Below are 16,338 nucleotides of genomic sequence, written 5' to 3'. Positions count from 1 at the left end.
TTATTTTCGAGGCTGATTTTAGTTTCCCTGGCGCTGAGAGGCTAGTGAGCAGCCTTAGGCGGTTTGGGAGTGCAAAAGTAGGGATTTTTGCTGGCTTTGCAAGCTGGCAAAGCGAGAAAAACACTCTGTACTTCCTTGCAGATTAGATTTGCCTAGCTAGCTTACTGATGCCTAATTGGTTACCAAAGGATATTTTTTAACCTGCACGGTATGCTCGGAGATGCGCTGAGACTTGAGGAGCGGGGATGGTTCGTAGGATAGAGGTTGGTAGCCCGCATTGCATGGTTGACGGGGGTAACTTTTGAGGGTAATGCAGGTGCTAGGGTGGTTTTGAGAGGGTTTGTGCGGTGTGTGGTAGTAGCGGGTACGTAGCATTAGGCCTGGTGCAATAGAAGCAATAAGCGGGCTGGCCTTGTCTAGGGGCGTAGTAGTGCGGTAGTTTGTAGCATGGATTTAATAAGGGTAGCGGACATCAGTCTGGAGGAGAACGGCAGCGTGGTGCTGGCTCCCATCAGCTTTGGGCAGCGGCAGGGGCAAAAGCTGGCACTGGCGGGCGAGAGTGGAGCAGGCAAAAGCACCTTGCTGCAAGTGATAGCGGGGCTGGTGCAGCCTAGTACCGGAGAAATACGCATATTGGGCAGCCGGGTGCGCGGGCCGGCGGTGGCGCTAGTGCCGGGGCATCCGGGAGTGGCGTACTTATCGCAGAAGTCGGACCTGCCGAAGTTTTTGCGCGTGGAGCAGGTGTTGCAGTATGCTAGCAAGCGGGCGGCGGCGGAAACGCACCTCTTATATACACTGTGTCGGATTGACCATTTACTGGCGCGGCGCACCGACCAGCTGTCGGGGGGCGAGCAGCAGCGGGTGGCCCTGGCGCGCCTGCTGCTGGGGTCGCCGGCGCTGCTGCTGCTGGATGAACCCTTTTCGAATCTGGACCGGGTGCATAAGCAAACGATGCAGGCTATAATAGAAGAGCTGGGCGCGCGGCTGGGCATTACCTGCCTGCTGGTATCGCACGATGCGGCGGATACGCTGTCGTGGGCGGATGAGGTGCTGGTGCTGCGCCGAGGGAAATTGGTGCAGCAAGGGTCGCCGACCCAGCTTTATAACCAGCCGGTGGATGAGTACACAGCGGCGCTCTTTGGCGATTATAACCTGGTGCGGGGAGCCGACCGGCTGGCCCTGGTGCCGAACGGGTTGAATGCGCCTACCTTATTAGTACGACCTGAGCATTTCCGCCTTGTACAAGCCGGGGCGGGTGCGCTACCGGGTTTGGTGCGAGCCGTGCGGTTTTTTGGCAGCTATTACGAGGTGGAGGTGGCACTGCCCGAAAACGTGGTGCGTGCGCGGGTGAGCGTGCCTACGGTGGCACTAGGCGATGCGGTAGGCGTGGCCGTGCGGGCCGAAAATACTTGGGCGATTGAGTAGAAAGTGGCCCACCCCGGGCTTACCCTACCAACTGCGCGTGTAACTTGGCCAAAGTGGTGGCAGCATCTTGGCACAAGCCGGGGTGCACGGGCGAAGTCTGGATGATGGTGCTGCGGTGGGCGGTGAGCCAGCGGAAACGGGAGGCGATGGCCAACTGGCCGATGGGCCCACCGGTGGCGCGGCCCTGACAGATGCGTTCGAAGGAGCGCAGGCGCTCGCGCACGGCGGGCAGGTCGAGGTGGGCACCGGCGAAGGCTTGCAGGCGGGTTTCGTTGAGCTCGCAGGTGGCTTGCAGGAAGCCCTGGGACGAACAGTACAGGATAACGCCCACGTTCAGAAACTCTTCGCGCTCGACGCGGGGCACTACGCGGAGCACGGCGTACTCAAACAAGTGCTTGGCGGGCATGGTCGGCTTCTTGGGTGAAAGTGACGGAAACGGCGAGGCGTGCTTCCATAAACTGCTGGTAATTAGCGCGTTGCTCGGCGGGGGTGAGGTCGGGCTCGATGAGCCACTCGTCGGGGATAGTGGCGATGATGGCGGCCAGCACAGCGGGCGTGAGGCGGGCGCGGCATTCGGCATCAACGGCGGCCAGCTCGGTGGCCTGGGGTAGCAGCACGTGGTCTTTTACCGAAGGGAAGGGCCGGGTGGCTGACTGTACCCACTGTGGGCCGGTGTGGTGCACGTAGAGCGCCGCGCCATGGTCGATGAGCCACAACTCTTTGTGCCAGAGCAACATATTGGTGTTGCGGGCGGTGCGGTCGACGTTGAGGGTGAGGCAATCGAGCCAGACTACCAGGGAAGCCAGATGAGGTTCCACGGTGGTTACCAGGGGGTCGAAGGTGCTGGCCCCGGATAGGAAGTGCAGCGCCAGGTTGCGGCCGGTGCTGGCGCGCAGCAGGTCCTGGATTTCTTCGTCGGGCTCGGTGCGGCCGAAGGCTTCGTCGAGCTCGCAGAACACGAGCTCGGGTAGGCGCAGGCCGAGGACGCGGGCTATTTCGCCCACTAACAGCTCGGCTATCAATACTTTAATACCCTGGCCCGCGCCCCGGAATTTCACTACGTACATAAAGCCGTCGTCGGCTTCGACGAGGGCGGGCAAGGAGCCGCCTTCGCGCAACGGCGTGATGTAGCGCGTGACGTGGACGGTGCGCAGGGCGAGAGGTGAGCTCATTAGAATAGGCAAAAGGACCGTTTGTCATTGCGAGCGCAACGAAGTGGAGCGCGGCAGCCTTTCCTTTTACGTTGGATTAGTAACCCCCACGTGAAGGAAAGATTGCCGCGCTCCACTTCGTTGCGCTCGCAATGACAACTGTAAAAATAGCGTCTAATACCAGTAATGCTCTATACCAGCTGCCGCAGGGCCATTTCGAAGGAGCGCTGGGCGATGCCGGTGGTTTCGGCGCTTTGCTGGCGGGTGCGGGCTAGGGCTGACTCGATGATGCGCGAGGTATCGTGGAAGATGGCTTGGTCGGTGATTTCGGCCCCGGTTTCCATGAGGTAGGCGAAGACGCGGGCCATGCCGCAGTTGGCGATGAAATCGGGGATGACGGCGCAGTGCGCGTCGGCCCACTCGCCGGTGGGGCCGAAGAAGATGGCGGGGTCGGCGAAGGGCACGTTGGCCCCGCACGAGATTACCTCTAAGCCGTTGGCTACCAGGGCTTCGACCTGCGCCTGGGTGACGAGCCGCGAGGCGGCGGCGGGCACGAAAATCTCGGCGCCGGCCGTCCAGATGCGCTGGCTTATTTCTTCGAAGGATAGCAAGTCGTTGGCGTGCAGGGCGTTGCCATCGCGGCTCAGGAACAGGGCGCGGACTTCTTCCAGGCTCAGGCCCTCGGGGCGGAGCAGGCCGCCGGCCCGGTCGATGATACCCACGATATGCGCACCCTGGGTGGCCAGGTAATAGGCCGCCGCCGCACCCACGTTGCCCCAACCCTGGATGATGACGCGCTTGCCGGCCACCGAGCGGCCGCCCCACAGCGTATAGTAGTGGCGCACGGCCTCGGCCACGCCGTAGCCGGTGATGAGGTCGGCCACGGTATACTTGCGGGCCAGGCTGGGCGTGAAGGTGCTATCTTCCAGCACTTTGACTACGCCCTGGCGAAGTTGGCCGAGCTTCTGGATTTTTTGGGGCTCGGTGGCGCGGTAGTGGCCGTTGACTACGCCCTCCTGCGGGTGCCAGAGGCCATAGTCCTCGGTGAGGGGAATTACTTCGTGGATTTCATCCACATTGAGGTCGCCGCCGGTGCCGTAGTAGGCTTTCAGTAAAGGGATTACGGCTTTGTACCAGCGTTCGAGCACGCCGCGCTTGCGGGGGTCCTGGGGGTCGAAGTTGATACCCGACTTGGCCCCGCCGATGGCCGGGCCGGAGACGGTAAACTTGATTTCCATCGTTTTGGCCAGGCTTTCGACCTCGCGCTTGTCGAGGCCCTTGCGCATGCGAGTGCCGCCGCCGGCCGCGCCGCCGCGCAGCGAGTTGATGACTACCCAGCCTTCGGCTTCGGTTTCGGGGTCTTGCCATTCGAAGACGATTTCGGGGCGCTTTTGCTCGAATTGAGCGAGGAGGTCTTTCATTTTGTAAGCTGTTGGCTACTAGCCTTTGGCTGTTAGCTTTTTTTTTGGGTTACTGACTGGTTATTAAGCCAAAAGCCATCAGCTTTTAGCTGATGGCTTTTGGCCTTATTCAATGCGCTCCAATCGCTGGTCGTCGGTGGCAGCGGCGGGGCTGGCGGGTTCGAGCCACGACTTGTAGTACACGCCATCGTCCAGTTTCAGGGCGGCCTCGGTGAGCATGAGGGGGCGGAAGGTGTCAATCATGACGGCCCACTCGTCGGTACCGGTTTTGCCAATGCTGCGCTCGTAAGCGCCCGGCGCGGGACCGTGCGGAATGCCGCCAGGGTGCAGTGTGAGGTGACCGGCGGCTATGTTATTGCGCGACATGAAGTTACCATCCACGTAGTACAGCAGCTCGTCGGAGTCGATGTTGGAGTGGTGGTAGGGCGCGGGGATGGCCTGGGGGTGGTAGTCGAACAGGCGGGGCACGAACGAGCAGACCACGAAGGCCTTGGTTTCGAACTGCTGGTGCACGGGTGGCGGCTGGTGCACCTTGCCAGTAATGGGCTGAAAATCACGGATATTCATGCCATACGGGTAGTTGTAGCCATCCCAACCCACCACGTCGAAGGGGTGCGACGGGTACAGCAGCTCGTGCAGCACGACCTGCTTCTTGATTTTCACCACGAAATCGCCCAGCTCATCGTGGGTTTCCAGCTCGGTGGGCAGCTTGTAGTCGCGCTCCGAGTAGGGCGCGTGCTCCAGCAGCTGGCCGAAGTGATTGCGGTAGCGCTTGGGCGTGTACATCGGGTGGAACGACTCCACGATGAGCAGGCGGTTAGCCTCCGAATCGAATTCGATTTGGTAGATGATGCCGCGCGGAATGAGCAGATAATCACCAGGTTCGAATGTAATATTGCCGAGCTGGGTACGCAGCTTGCCCGTGCCTTTGTGCACGAACAACAGCTCATCGGCATCAGCGTTTTTGTAGAAATACTGGGTCAGCGACTGGCGCGGGGCGGCCAGGCTGATGTGCACGTCGGCATTGACCAGAATGGGGGTGCGCGACTGCAAGTAGTCGTCCTGCGCGGGTAGGTCGAAGCCTTTGAGCAGCCGGGCCTTGATGCTTTTCTCAACCGCGATTTTGGGAGTGAGGTCGGTTTCGCCCAGAATTTCCTTTACCGTGGTGGGCCGGCGCAGGTGGTATAGCAGCGACGACATGCCCTCGAAGCCGATGGTGCCGAAAAGCTGCTCGTAGTAGAGGCCGACCTCGGGCTTCTCAAATACCGTGTGGCGCGTGTGGGGCAGCCGGCCGAGCTTGTGGTAAATGGGCATGGGTGGGAAAGGGAGTTAGAATAAAGACCGCTTGTCATTGCGAGCACAGCGAAGCAATCGCATCAGAACGATAGCCGAATAAACGGCGCGGGTGCCGTTCAGGTGCGATTGCTTCACTGTGCTCGCAATGACAAACGATTTTTGCGATAACAGACGATTATAGGTTTCCCCGGCGGTCCTGCTCGCGCTCCAGGCTCTCGAACAGGGCTTTGAAGTTACCGGCACCGAAGCTTTTGGCCCCTTTGCGCTGGATGATTTCGAAGAAAACGGTGGGGCGGTCCTCCACGGGCTTGGTGAAAATCTGGAGGAGGTAGCCTTCCTCGTCGCGGTCGGCCATGATGCGCAGGGCGCGCAGGGCTTCTACGTCCTCGTCGATGTCGCCGACGTGGGCGCGCAGGTTGTCGTAGTAGCTATCGGGGGTATTGAGAAACTCTACGCCGCGGCTTTTCAGCTCGCGCACGGTGCTGATGATGTCGTTGGTAGCCACCGCAATGTGCTGCACGCCTTCGCCTTCGTAAAAGGTCAGGTATTCCTCAATCTGCGACTTCTTCTTGCCCTCGGCCGGCTCGTTGATGGGGAATTTGACGTAGCCGTTGCCGGTGCTCATTACCTTGCTCATGAGGGCCGAATACTCGGTGGTAATCTGCTTGTCGTCAAAGCTGAGGATATTGGCGAAGCCCATCACATCCTCGTACCACTTCACGGTTTCGTTCATGCGGTTCCAGCCCACGTTGCCCACGCAATGGTCTACGTAGAGCAAGCCGGCTTCAGTGGGGTTGAAGCTGGATTCCTGGGCCGCGTAGCCCGGCATGAAGGCCCCCGTGTAGTTTTTGCGCTCTACAAAAAGGTGCACCGTTTCGCCGTAGGTGTAGATACCGGCCGTGCGCACCTCGCCAAATTCGTCGGTGAGGGTACGGGGCTCCTGGTAGCTGCGGGCGCCGCGGCTCATGGTTTTCTCGTAGCTCGCGTAAGCATCGTCCACCAGCAGGGCCAGGATTTTGACGCCGTCGCCGTGCTGGCGCACGTGCTCGGCAATAATGTGGTCCGACTTCATGGCTGTGGTGAGCACCAGCCGAATTTTGCCCTGCTGCACCACGTAGCTGGCGCGGTCGCGCACGCCGGTTTCGGGACCCGCGTAGGCTACGGTTTGGAAGCCAAACGCCGCCTTGTAGTAGTAGGCCGCCTGCTTGGCGTTGCCCACGTAAAATTCGAGGTGGTCGGTACCGAGTAGGGGCAGGAAATCGGTAGTGGCGCGTTGCTGAAGCTCTTGGGCGACGAGGGTTTCCATGGGTGGGGCTAATAGCTGGGTGGAACAGAGAAAAGAATAGCCGACTGCTGATGCCACGTCGACAACTAAATTCTACGTAATACTAACAACTGTTAGCCGCCTTGTCCAATATCGGCTACTTATGAGGCTAATAAGAATTTCTTATGGAAATTTGCCACCATGGAACTCCGGCAGTTGCGGTACTTTGCTGAGGTAGCTGTTGAGCTACATTATGGCCGGGCGGCCACTCGGCTATGCGTGTCGCAGCCCGCCTTGAGCCAGCAGATACAACTGCTAGAGAGCGAGTTGGGCGTGGAGTTATTTGACCATCAGCAACGCACGCGCCAGCGCCGGGTAGTGCTCACCGAAGCCGGGACTGTTTTTTTAGTAGAGGCGCAGCAGTTGCTGCTCCTCAGCCAGCAAGCCATTGAAAACGTGCGCCGGGTGGGCTCGCAGCAAAAAACCGTGGAGCTGGGCTATTACCAACTGTTGCGGCCCGACCGCCTGGTGGGCATTGTGCAGCGCTTTGCGGCAAGCTTTCCGGAGGTGCAGTTTCACTTGCACGAGCTGCCCACCTTCCGGGCCGTGCAAGAGGCGCTAGTAGCGGGCCGTATTTCACTCGGCCTCACCATGTTGCCTCTATTACATCCTGAGCTAGCAGCGCGGCCGTTCGGCCAGGGCGGCCTGACGGTGGCCCTGCCCGCCGCCCACCCGCTGGCCGCCCTGCCCGAGGTGCCGCTCGAAGCCTTGGCGCACGAAAAATGGGTGGAAATCAGCCGTCCGCTGCACCCGGTGTATGACGAGATTGAGCACCTGTGCCAGCAGGCAGGCTTCAGCCGGCGCGGGGCCATTGTGCAGGAAGTCTCGTCGCTGGAGTTGCTGAGTAACCTCGTGCGGCTGGGACTGGGCGTAGCCTTTGTGCCGTCGTTTTTTGACTTGAGCCAGGTGCCGGGCGTGGTGGCGCGGCCACTGCGGGTAGCCGAGGGCCAGCAAGTAACTATCACACAATGCGTGGCTTACCTAGCCGAGCGGCCGGCTCCGCTGCTGCAAGCGCTGGTGGCACTAGTGTAGCGTGGACGCTGCGAGCCCGCGCGTGGAAGCGTTTGGGTGATAACACGCGCGGACTCGCAGAATCCGCGCTACTGCGCCAGTAGCATTTCGGCTACCTGGCGACCAGTGCCGAGCGCGGCATTTAGGGAAGGGTAGCTCGTCCAGTCGCCGCAGCGGAAAAGGGTATCGTTGAGGCGCAGCTCCTGCTGCACGGGCTGGCCAGCGGTGTACACCGGCAGCGCGTGCTCGATGCGGTAGGTACGCAGGTGCCGCCACATGTTGGCCACCGGCCCAAACCAGGCCGCCAGCTCGGCGCGCAAGCGGGTTGTCAGCTCTTCTTCCGACAGCCCGTGCTCGCCGTGGGTGCTCACCGATACCAAACCCTGGCCGGCGGGGGCCACGGCCGCGCTTACCTCGGCCGGGAAGGCTACGTTGTGCGCCAACGCGCCGGGCTGGGCATTCAGGTGCAGCAAGCGCCGGCCGTGACTGGGGGCCGGGCCCGCCGTGGCGAAGTAAGTGCAGGTGGTGACGCGGGCGGCCAGTGTGGCGGGGGCCGCGGCCGCTGGCAAGCCCGGGCTGGCGCCGAGAAGCTGCGCCGTGGCAGGGCCATCGGTGGCCAGCACTACGGCAGCGGCGGTCAGGGTTTCACCGTTGGCGAGGTGCACCAGGCGGCCGCCTTCGGCAATGGCCTGCACGGGCGTGTTCAGGCGCAGGCTGCCCGCGGGCAGGCGGCCCGCCAGCTGCTCTGGCAATTGCTGCATACCCAAGGCAGGCATTACCGCCATACCCTGCATAAACTGCTGGAACACAAACTCGAAGAAGTTGCTGGCCGTGTTCAGCTCGCGGTCGAGGTACACGCCACCGAAGAAGGGCTTGAAGAACGTGTTGATAATCTGCTCGCTCCAGCCGAAGCGGCGCAGAAACTCCAGGGTCGAGATGGCCGGCTGAGCCAGTAGCTGCGCGGGTGGGCGGCCCGCCAGCTGCGCCACCAGCTTCATAATAAGCGCCTTGTCTTTGGCAGTACCAATGGGCGAAGCCAGGGCGGCAAATGCCATGAGGGGCGCATGCAGCGGATTTTCGAGGGTGGTTTCCTGCCCATCGGGCAGCTGAATGAGGGCACCCGAACGAAATACCTTCAGGTTGAGCGCGCCGTAGTCGAACATGCGCCGCGCCTCGGGGTAGTTCGTGAGCAGAATTTGAAAGCCGCGGTCGAGCCGGAAGCCGTCAGGCGTGAGGTCGGTGCGCACGCGGCCGCCCACGGCGTCGGCGGCTTCGAGTAGTAGCACCGGGCGGCCCGCACGGTGCAGCCAGGTAGCGCAAGCCAAGCCGGCCATACCCGCGCCAATAATGATAACTGGATTTATATCACTCATAATCAACTTAAAACAACTTCGGCATCTTGTGCTCTTTCCACTTCTTGCGCGTTTTCATGGTGTAAAACTCGGCTACCCCGGTGCGCTCCAGGGTGAGCTGCCAAGCCCCGAGCACCTGGTTTTGTTGGCGGCCCACCGCCTTGAGGTTAGGGTATTGTTTTTGCAGCAACTGGCTTTCGGCCAAGGTGAGGTCGCGGCCCGGCTGGCCATGGCAGCGCAAGCATAGGGTATTGGCCAGCGTGATGGGACGCTGGTAATAGAAAGTGTCGGCGGCCGGGCGGCCGATGAGGCGCATGGTATCGGGGCGCAGGCCGGCGGCGGCCACGGCGGCCGGAGTGGCGCTGGCCGTAGCTGGCTGCCACTCGGCGCGGCGCGGCACCAGGTGCCACTTGCGGGCCATGGAATCTACCTGCGGGTAGGCCTGCGGGCGGCAGAAGTTGGCAGCCTGGGCCACGCCACCCTTGCGCAGCTCGCGGGCCAGGGTGCGGCGCAGCAGCGTATCGGCGTAGGCGGTGAGCGAGTCGCCGGCCCAGCGCGTGGCGTGCAGCAAATCGTTGGGCATGATGCGCTTAACCTCCCAGTTGGCCGTTTCTTCGGCTATCTCCTTGGTACCGGTGAGGTGGCGCACTTGGTCGGGCCGGCAGGCGGCCAGCGCCAGCAGGGCGGGCAGGACAAACTTGATTTTCAACAAACCCATACTGCGGCAACTGATTTAGCCGGGCGAAGGTTGCGCGAAGCCAATAGCGTGGACGCTGTGAGTCCGCGCGTGGGGTCATTAGGTAGCACTTTTGAACGCGGCAAACAACTTTTTTCATGCGGCAAACAACGTTCCCACGCGCGGACTCGCAGGGTCCACGCTACCCCAGCAGCCAGTTACGCAATGCCTCGTAGCGCGGAGCTAGCGGCACGCTGTGCTTAGGCTTTTCGAGCAGGTAGTGCAAGGCGGCCGGCAACTCAATTTTGCGGCCGATGAGCGGTTCCACTACTTCCGGAAACTTCACTGGGTGGGCCGTGGCCAGCAGAAAGCCCGCGGCAGCCGGGTACTCCCGCAAGTAATCTTCTAGGGCAAAAAACGCCACTGCGCCATGCGGGTCGAGTAGGTAACCACGCTCGGCCGCCACGCGCCGGATAGTGGCGCTGGTGTCAGCATCGCTCACGGTGCAGCCGCTCAGCAATTGACTAATGATAACATGCTCATGCTTAAATAGTTCTAGAATGCGCACGAAATTACTCGGGTGGCCCACATCCATGGCGTTGGAGAGGGTAGCCACGGCCGTTTTGGGAGCAAAAATCGCCGTACGTAGGTACTCGGCCCCAGCATCGTTGGCGTTGCAGGCCGCGATGAAATGGCCCACCGGCAGGCCCGAGGCGTGGGCCAGCAGCCCAGCGCAGAGGTTGCCAAAGTTGCCGCTTGGCACCGAAATAACCGGCGGCGCGGCGGGGGCCCACTGCTGCAGGGCAAACAGGTAATACAGCTGTTGCGGCAGCCAGCGCGCCACGTTAATGGAGTTGGCTGAGGTGAGCGTGCGCCGGCTGGTCAGCTCCTCATCCAAAAACGCCTGCTTTACCAGGCGCTGGCAGTCGTCGAAGTTACCGTCAACTTCCAGGGACGCAATATTTTGCCCAAGCGTGGTGAGTTGCAATTCCTGCAAGGGGCTCACCTTGCCTGAGGGGTAGAGGATGACGACCTCCACGCCCGGCACGCCCAAGAAGCCGTGCGCCACGGCCCCGCCCGTATCGCCGGAGGTGGCCACCAGCACCGTCACGGGCGCGGTTTCGCCCCGCGAAAAGTAGCCCAGGCACCGGCTCATAAACCGCGCCCCTACGTCCTTAAACGCCAGCGTGGGCCCATGAAATAACTCAAGCGCCCCCATTTGCCCGGTCACCGGCACCAGCGGGAACGGAAAATCGACCGTTTCGGCGCAGATGCGGCGCAGGTCGGCCTCCGGAATGGTGTCGCCCACGTAGGGCTGCATCACGGCGTAGGCTACGTCGGCGGGCGATAGGTTGGGCAGGTTTTGCAGGAAATCCTCCGAAAACTGCGGGATGGTTTCGGGGAAGTACAGGCCGCCGTCGGGGGCTTGCCCGGTAATAGTGGCGGCGCGAAAATCAACGGGCGGCGACTGGCGGTTGAGGCTGTAATAGTTCATGTTATTGTCTATGAAAGCAATCGCCTGGGGCCACGCACAGCACGGCGGGTAGAGGTACAGCTGGATTAATTAACTGCTGGTATTGGGCAGACTGACTGCGGCCAGAACGCTGATAACGGAAATAAAGAATATTACTTCGTAAATCCACTGGCAGGTTTTCGGGCATACTTACTGCATAAGAAGCTACTGGCTGCCCGGCAAGGTTTAGAAACAGAATTTCACTGTGTCCATGCTGCATCCGTGCTGCCCGCATGGTATAGAAGCGGTTTACTACCTGGTAAATGACCTGCCCTTGCTTGTCCTTTATATCGCCCAAATATATTCTTCTGGGTTGGGCGGCCTGAGCAAACGCATAGTTAGCGGTGCTTACTACCCCAAGCAACAGCAGAAGTTGCTTCGTTCTCATAGTCCGTTCGCCACCACGCGGGCTCCTTCGCTGGCAATGGGCCCCACGTGCAAGTGAAAATCAATGCCCATTTTGCGGTACACGCTGCCCATGGCGGCGGCGGCGGCGTGAGCGGTGGCTTCATCGCTATTCAGCATGAAAATGGATGGGCCCGAACCCGAAATACCGCCGCCCAGCGCCCCGGCAACCAGGGCCAGCCGCTTGGCTTCACCGAGGCCAGGAATGAGCGAGGCACGGGCCGGCTCCACAATATAGTCCTCCAATGCGCGACTAATCAGCTCATTGTCATGGGTTAAAAAACCAGCCACCAGCCCACCCACGTTGGCCCACTGGCGCACGGCCAGCGAGAGCGGCACGGTGGTGGGCAGCACGGCACGAGCTTCTTGGGTGCGCACCTCAAACTGCGGGTGCACCACGGCCACCCACAGCGGCGGGGCCGGCAGGGCCACCACGTCGAGCACCGGCTGCACGGCCCGCACCAGCGTGAAGCCCCCGCAAATGGCGGGCGCGATGTTGTCGGCGTGGCGCACACCCGAGGCTACGGCCTCGCCATACATCGCCATGTCAATCAGCTCTTTATGCGTGAAGCGATTACCCAGCAGCGCATTGGCCGCCACTACTGCGCCCGCCGCGCTGGCCGCGCTGCTGCCAATGCCGCTGCCCGGCCGGATGCCCTTGGTAATCTCCACATCGAAGCCCAGGGGCTCGGGCACAGCGCGCAGCAGCGCCAAGAGGGCCGCGCCGGCCACGTTGCGGTTGGGGTCGGTGGGTAGGTTGTAGGCATCCGTGTGCGTGATGGTGATGCCTGGCTGGTCGCGGCGCGTGAGGCGCACGGTGTCGTAGGGCGCGGTGAGGCACAGGCCCAGCACGTCGAAGCCGCAGCCCACGTTGGCAATGGTGGCCGGCGCGTGCACGGTGACGGAGGAGGGAAGCGGCATAATTGTACTTAACAACGTTTGTCATTGCGAGCGCAGCGAAGCAATCGCGTCGGAACGAGTCGTTCGGACGTTGTACTGGGGCGATTGCTTCGCTGCGCTCGCAATGACAAGCGTATGATTGTATTACAGCCGGGCGGCGCGGATGATATCCGCAAACACGCCCGAGGCCGTGACTTCGGCCCCCGCGCCGGCACCTTTCACTACCAGCGGCTGCTCGGGGTAGCGGTCGGTATAGAAAAGCACCACGTTGTCTTTGCCGCGCAGCTCGTAGAGGTCGTGTCCGGGCGCGATTTGCTGGAGGCCCACGGCGGCGTGGCCGTCGGCGTACTGGGCCACGAACTTGAGGCGCTTGTTTTGGCCGGCCGCTTCGTCGTAGAGGGCGCGGAAGTGCGGCTCGTGCACGGCCAGCTGCTCGTAGAAGGCGGCCACGTCGCCGTCGAGGCAAGAGGCGGGCAGAAAGCTTTCGTTGGCTACCTCGCTCATTTCCAGGGCCTGGCCAGCTTCGCGGGCCAGGATAAGAATTTTGCGGGCCACGTCCGAGCCGTTGAGGTCGAGGCGCGGGTCGGGCTCGGTGTAGCCTTCGGCCTGGGCCTGGGCTACCACCTCGGCAAAGGGTCGCGAGCCGTCGTAGTTGTTGAACACAAAGTTGAGTGTGCCTGAGAGCACCGCCTGCATCCGGCGCACCACGTCGCCGCTGCGGGTGAGGTCGCCGAGCGTACCGATGACGGGCAGCGCCGCGCCCACGTTGGTTTCAAACAGGTACTTGGTGTTGAAATCCTGGGCTAGCTGCTTGAGCTGGCGGTAGCTGGCGTAGTCGGCCGAGGCGGCCACTTTGTTGCAGGCCACCACGGCAATGCTTTTGGCCAGCAGCGGGGCATATTGGCCAGCGGCGGCGGGGTTGGCCGTAACGTCCACGAAGATGGAGTTGCGCAAGTTTTTGCTGATAATGAGGTCAGTGAATTCCTCCAGGGTCAGTTTGGGCGCTTCGCTCAAATCTTCGGGCCAGGTGCTGAGGTCGAGGCCGCCTTCGTCGCTCACCAGGCAGTGGCGGCTGTTGGCGATGGCCACCACGCGCAGGTCGAGGCCCAGCTTCTCGCGCAGGTAGGGCTGCTGCTGGGCCAACTGGGCCAGCAGCTTGCCACCCACGTTGCCGGGGCCTAAGATGAAGAGGTTCACCTGTTTATAAGTAGCCTCAAAGAACTCCTCGTGCAGCACATTGATGGCCTTGCGCACGTCGTCGGCCCGAATAACGGTGGAGATATTGCGTTCGCTCGCGCCCTGCGCTATCGCTCTGATATTGACCCCATTATGCCCCAGCGCACCAAATAAGCGGCCGCTGATGCCAGGGTGATTTTTCATGTTTTCGCCCACCAGCGCCACAATGGCCAGGCCGGTTTCGGGCCGCAGCGGCTCCAGGCGGCGGGTGGCTATTTCGGCGGCAAACTCTTCATTGACAACCGTTTGGGCCACGGACACATCGGCCTCGTTCACACCCACGCAAATGGAGTGCTCCGACGAGCTTTGCGTGATGAGCACCACGTTGATACGGGCTCGCGCCAGCGCCGCAAACAGCCGGGCCGAAAAGCCCGGCACGCCCACCATGCCGCTGCCCTCTAGGTTGAGCAGGGCCAGGTGGCCGATGCTCGACAAGCCGCGCACTACGGCTGGGCTGGGCGGCGGCGCCACTTCCACCAAGGTGCCGTAATCATCTGGCGCAAAGGTGTTTTTAATCCACATCGGGATGCCGCACTGGCGCACGGGCTGCACCGTGGGCGCGTAGAGCACCTTAGCCCCGAAGTGCGACAGCTCCATCGCCTCCTCGTAGCTGATGCGGGCGATGGGCCGCGCCGAGCGCACCAGGCGCGGGTCGGCGGTGAGCATACCGCTCACATCGGTCCAGATTTCGAGCTTTTCGGCGCTGAGCGCGGCGGCCAGAATGGCGGCGGTATAGTCGGAGCCGCCGCGGCCCAGCGTGGTGGTGTGCCCCGCAGCATCGGCGGCGATGAAGCCGGGTGCAACCCACAGGTTATCAGTGTTATTCTTTTGAAAATCTGCTACTTGCTGGTTGGTAACGCTTTCCTCCACCTGCGCCATGCCGAAGCGCGAATTGGTGCGGATGAGCTGCCGGCTGTCGGCCCAGGTGGTGGCCAGGCCGCGCGCCTGAAACGCGGCCACCACGAGGCGCGACGACAGCAGCTCGCCGTAGCTCATGAGGCGGTCCAAGGTGCGCGGCGACAGCTCGCCCAAAGCAAAAATGCCGTCGGCCAGCAGGGCCAGCTCCGCAAACTGGGCAGTGAGCCAGGGCTGAATTTCGGTTTGGGCCTCGGCGCTAGGCAGCAGGGTTTCGGCGGCGGTGAGGTGGCGGGCTTCGAGCTGGCGCAGGGTGGCGCGGAAGGCTTCGTCGCCGCTAGCCGCGGCGCGGCCAGCCCCAATGAGGGCGTCGGTGGTGCCGCCCAGCGCCGACACAACTAGTACCACGGGCCCCTGGGTGAGCGCGCTCGTCACGATGGCCATTACTTTCCCGATGTTTTCGGCGGAGGCCACCGACGTGCCCCCGAACTTCAATACTTGCATACTCTGGTGGCGAAGGCCCGGCCCGCCGCAACCGGCCGCGCAGTAAGTGGGGGCCTGGCGTAGGTGGGAAAGACAACCCCAGGCAGCGTAAAGAATTGGCGCGGAACGCCGACCGCAAAGGACGTTGTTACTCAGCCGTATCTTTGCAAACTACTGACTATTTTTTCTGACCACAAAATGCTGGATAAACTCGAAGCCATCCGCGAGCGCTACGACAACGTGAACCACGAGCTCATGCAGCCCGAGGTGATGGGCGACATGAAGCGCTTCAAGTCTCTTAATAAGGAGTTCAAGGAACTAGGTAGAATCGTGACTGCGTACCGCGCTTACCAGCAGGTACTCAGCAATATAGAGGGCGCGCGCCAGGTTGTGTCGACCGAAAAAGACGAGGACTTCCGCGAAATGGCCAAAGCTGAACTCGACGAGCTGGTGCCCGAGGCCGACCGCATGGAGGTGGCCATCAAGGAGTTGCTGATTCCGAAGGACCCCAACGACTCGAAGGACGTGATTATGGAAATCCGGGCCGGCGCGGGCGGCGACGAGGCCTCGCTGTTTGCCGGCGACTTGCAGCGCATGTACCTGCGCTTTGCCGAAAAGCAGGGCTGGAAAATGGAATTGGTGGACGCTATGGACGGCACCGCCGGCGGCTACAAAGAAATTGTGCTCGCCGTGAAGGGCGAGGACGTGTACGGCAAGCTCAAGTTTGAAAGCGGTGTGCACCGCGTGCAACGCGTGCCGGCCACCGAAACCCAAGGCCGCATTCACACCTCGGTGGCCTCCATCGTGGTGATGCCCGAGGCGGAGGAATTCGATATCGACCTGGATATGAACGATATCCGCAAGGACTTGTTTATGTCGTCCGGCCCCGGCGGGCAGTCGGTAAACACCACGTACTCGGCCGTGCGCCTCACCCACTTGCCCAGCGGCATCGTAGCCCAGTGCCAAGACCAGAAGTCGCAGCTCAAGAACTTCGATAAGGCGCTGGCCGTGTTGCGCTCGCGCATCTTCGAAATCGAGCTGGCTAAGAAGAACGAGGCCGAAGGCGCCATTCGCAAGGGCATGATTGGCAGCGGCGACCGCTCGGACAAAATCCGCACCTACAACTACCCCCAGGGCCGCGTAACCGACCACCGTATCGGCTACACCGTGCACAACCTGCCCAACGTGATGGACGGCAACATCGACGACTTTGTGGAGCAGCTGCGCTTGGCCGAAAGCGCCGAGCGCCTGAAAGTAGGCGTGTCGTAAGGAGCTGTGTGGTAAGCTTTA

At 61.8% G+C, this 16,338-nt stretch carries 14 protein-coding genes; 3 read left to right on the top strand and 11 right to left on the bottom strand.

The window, feature by feature from the left end; translation table 11 throughout:
• Positions 1 to 447: 447 nt before the first annotated feature.
• Positions 448 to 1,425, top strand: coding sequence for an ABC transporter ATP-binding protein (locus ACYVGC_RS06480; protein ID WP_460582987.1), 978 nt, complete (start codon positions 448 to 450; stop codon positions 1,423 to 1,425).
• A gap of 19 nt (positions 1,426 to 1,444) precedes the next feature.
• Here ACYVGC_RS06480 and ACYVGC_RS06475 read toward each other — a convergent pair whose 3' ends face one another.
• From ACYVGC_RS06475 to hppD, 5 genes are all read right to left on the bottom strand, one after another.
• Positions 1,445 to 1,831: a DUF3037 domain-containing protein gene (locus ACYVGC_RS06475; RefSeq protein ID WP_460582986.1), complete on the bottom strand. Its 387-nt coding sequence runs from the start codon at positions 1,829 to 1,831 to the stop codon at positions 1,445 to 1,447.
• Positions 1,809 to 2,597 (bottom strand): HipA family kinase, encoded by a 789-nt coding sequence (locus ACYVGC_RS06470; protein WP_460582985.1) that lies wholly within the window; start codon positions 2,595 to 2,597, stop codon positions 1,809 to 1,811. The genes ACYVGC_RS06475 and ACYVGC_RS06470 overlap by 23 nt, the downstream gene beginning before the upstream one ends.
• A gap of 170 nt (positions 2,598 to 2,767) precedes the next feature.
• A complete protein-coding gene (locus ACYVGC_RS06465) occupies positions 2,768 to 3,997 on the bottom strand; it encodes a Glu/Leu/Phe/Val dehydrogenase dimerization domain-containing protein (RefSeq protein ID WP_460582984.1) in 1,230 nt (409 codons plus the stop codon).
• Between the two features lie 105 nt (positions 3,998 to 4,102).
• Positions 4,103 to 5,311, bottom strand: a complete 1,209-nt coding sequence (locus ACYVGC_RS06460) for a homogentisate 1,2-dioxygenase (protein WP_460582983.1) — start codon at positions 5,309 to 5,311, stop codon at positions 4,103 to 4,105.
• Positions 5,312 to 5,468: 157 nt separating this feature from the next.
• A complete protein-coding gene (gene hppD, locus ACYVGC_RS06455) occupies positions 5,469 to 6,599 on the bottom strand; it encodes a 4-hydroxyphenylpyruvate dioxygenase family protein (protein WP_460582982.1) in 1,131 nt (376 codons plus the stop codon).
• A 159-nt stretch (positions 6,600 to 6,758) separates the two neighbouring features.
• Here hppD and ACYVGC_RS06450 point away from each other — a divergent pair, with 159 nt between their 5' ends.
• Positions 6,759 to 7,649 (top strand): LysR family transcriptional regulator, encoded by an 891-nt coding sequence (locus tag ACYVGC_RS06450; RefSeq protein ID WP_460582981.1) that lies wholly within the window; start codon positions 6,759 to 6,761, stop codon positions 7,647 to 7,649.
• Between the two features lie 68 nt (positions 7,650 to 7,717).
• On the opposite strand, the gene ACYVGC_RS06445 is transcribed toward ACYVGC_RS06450, so the two are convergent.
• The 6 genes from ACYVGC_RS06445 to thrA form a co-directional block, all read right to left on the bottom strand.
• Entirely contained in the window at positions 7,718 to 9,001 is a 1,284-nt protein-coding gene (locus ACYVGC_RS06445) for a protoporphyrinogen/coproporphyrinogen oxidase (protein WP_460582980.1), read from the bottom strand.
• Between the two features lie 7 nt (positions 9,002 to 9,008).
• Entirely contained in the window at positions 9,009 to 9,698 is a 690-nt protein-coding gene (locus tag ACYVGC_RS06440; protein ID WP_460582979.1) for a c-type heme family protein, read from the bottom strand.
• Positions 9,699 to 9,858: 160 nt separating this feature from the next.
• A complete protein-coding gene (gene thrC / locus ACYVGC_RS06435) occupies positions 9,859 to 11,151 on the bottom strand; it encodes a PALP domain-containing protein (RefSeq protein WP_460582978.1) in 1,293 nt (430 codons plus the stop codon).
• A gap of 1 nt (position 11,152) precedes the next feature.
• Complete coding sequence (locus ACYVGC_RS06430; RefSeq protein WP_460582977.1) at positions 11,153 to 11,557, bottom strand: hypothetical protein; 405 nt, start codon at positions 11,555 to 11,557, stop codon at positions 11,153 to 11,155.
• Positions 11,554 to 12,495, bottom strand: a complete 942-nt coding sequence (locus ACYVGC_RS06425; protein WP_460582976.1) for a homoserine kinase — start codon at positions 12,493 to 12,495, stop codon at positions 11,554 to 11,556. The genes ACYVGC_RS06430 and ACYVGC_RS06425 overlap by 4 nt, the downstream gene beginning before the upstream one ends.
• 123 nt (positions 12,496 to 12,618) lie before the next feature.
• On the bottom strand, positions 12,619 to 15,069 hold the full coding sequence (gene thrA, locus ACYVGC_RS06420) for a homoserine dehydrogenase family protein (RefSeq protein ID WP_460582975.1): 2,451 nt from the start codon (positions 15,067 to 15,069) through the stop codon (positions 12,619 to 12,621).
• Positions 15,070 to 15,246: 177 nt separating this feature from the next.
• Between thrA and prfA the strand changes: the two genes are divergently transcribed.
• Positions 15,247 to 16,317 carry a peptide chain release factor 1 gene (prfA, locus tag ACYVGC_RS06415; RefSeq protein ID WP_460582974.1) on the top strand — a complete coding sequence of 357 codons (1,071 nt, stop codon included), beginning with the start codon at positions 15,247 to 15,249 and terminating at the stop codon, positions 16,315 to 16,317.
• The last annotated feature ends 21 nt before the right edge of the window (positions 16,318 to 16,338 follow it).

The organism is Hymenobacter arcticus, assembly GCF_054779975.1.
This window is presented reverse-complemented; position numbering and strand designations above follow the sequence as displayed.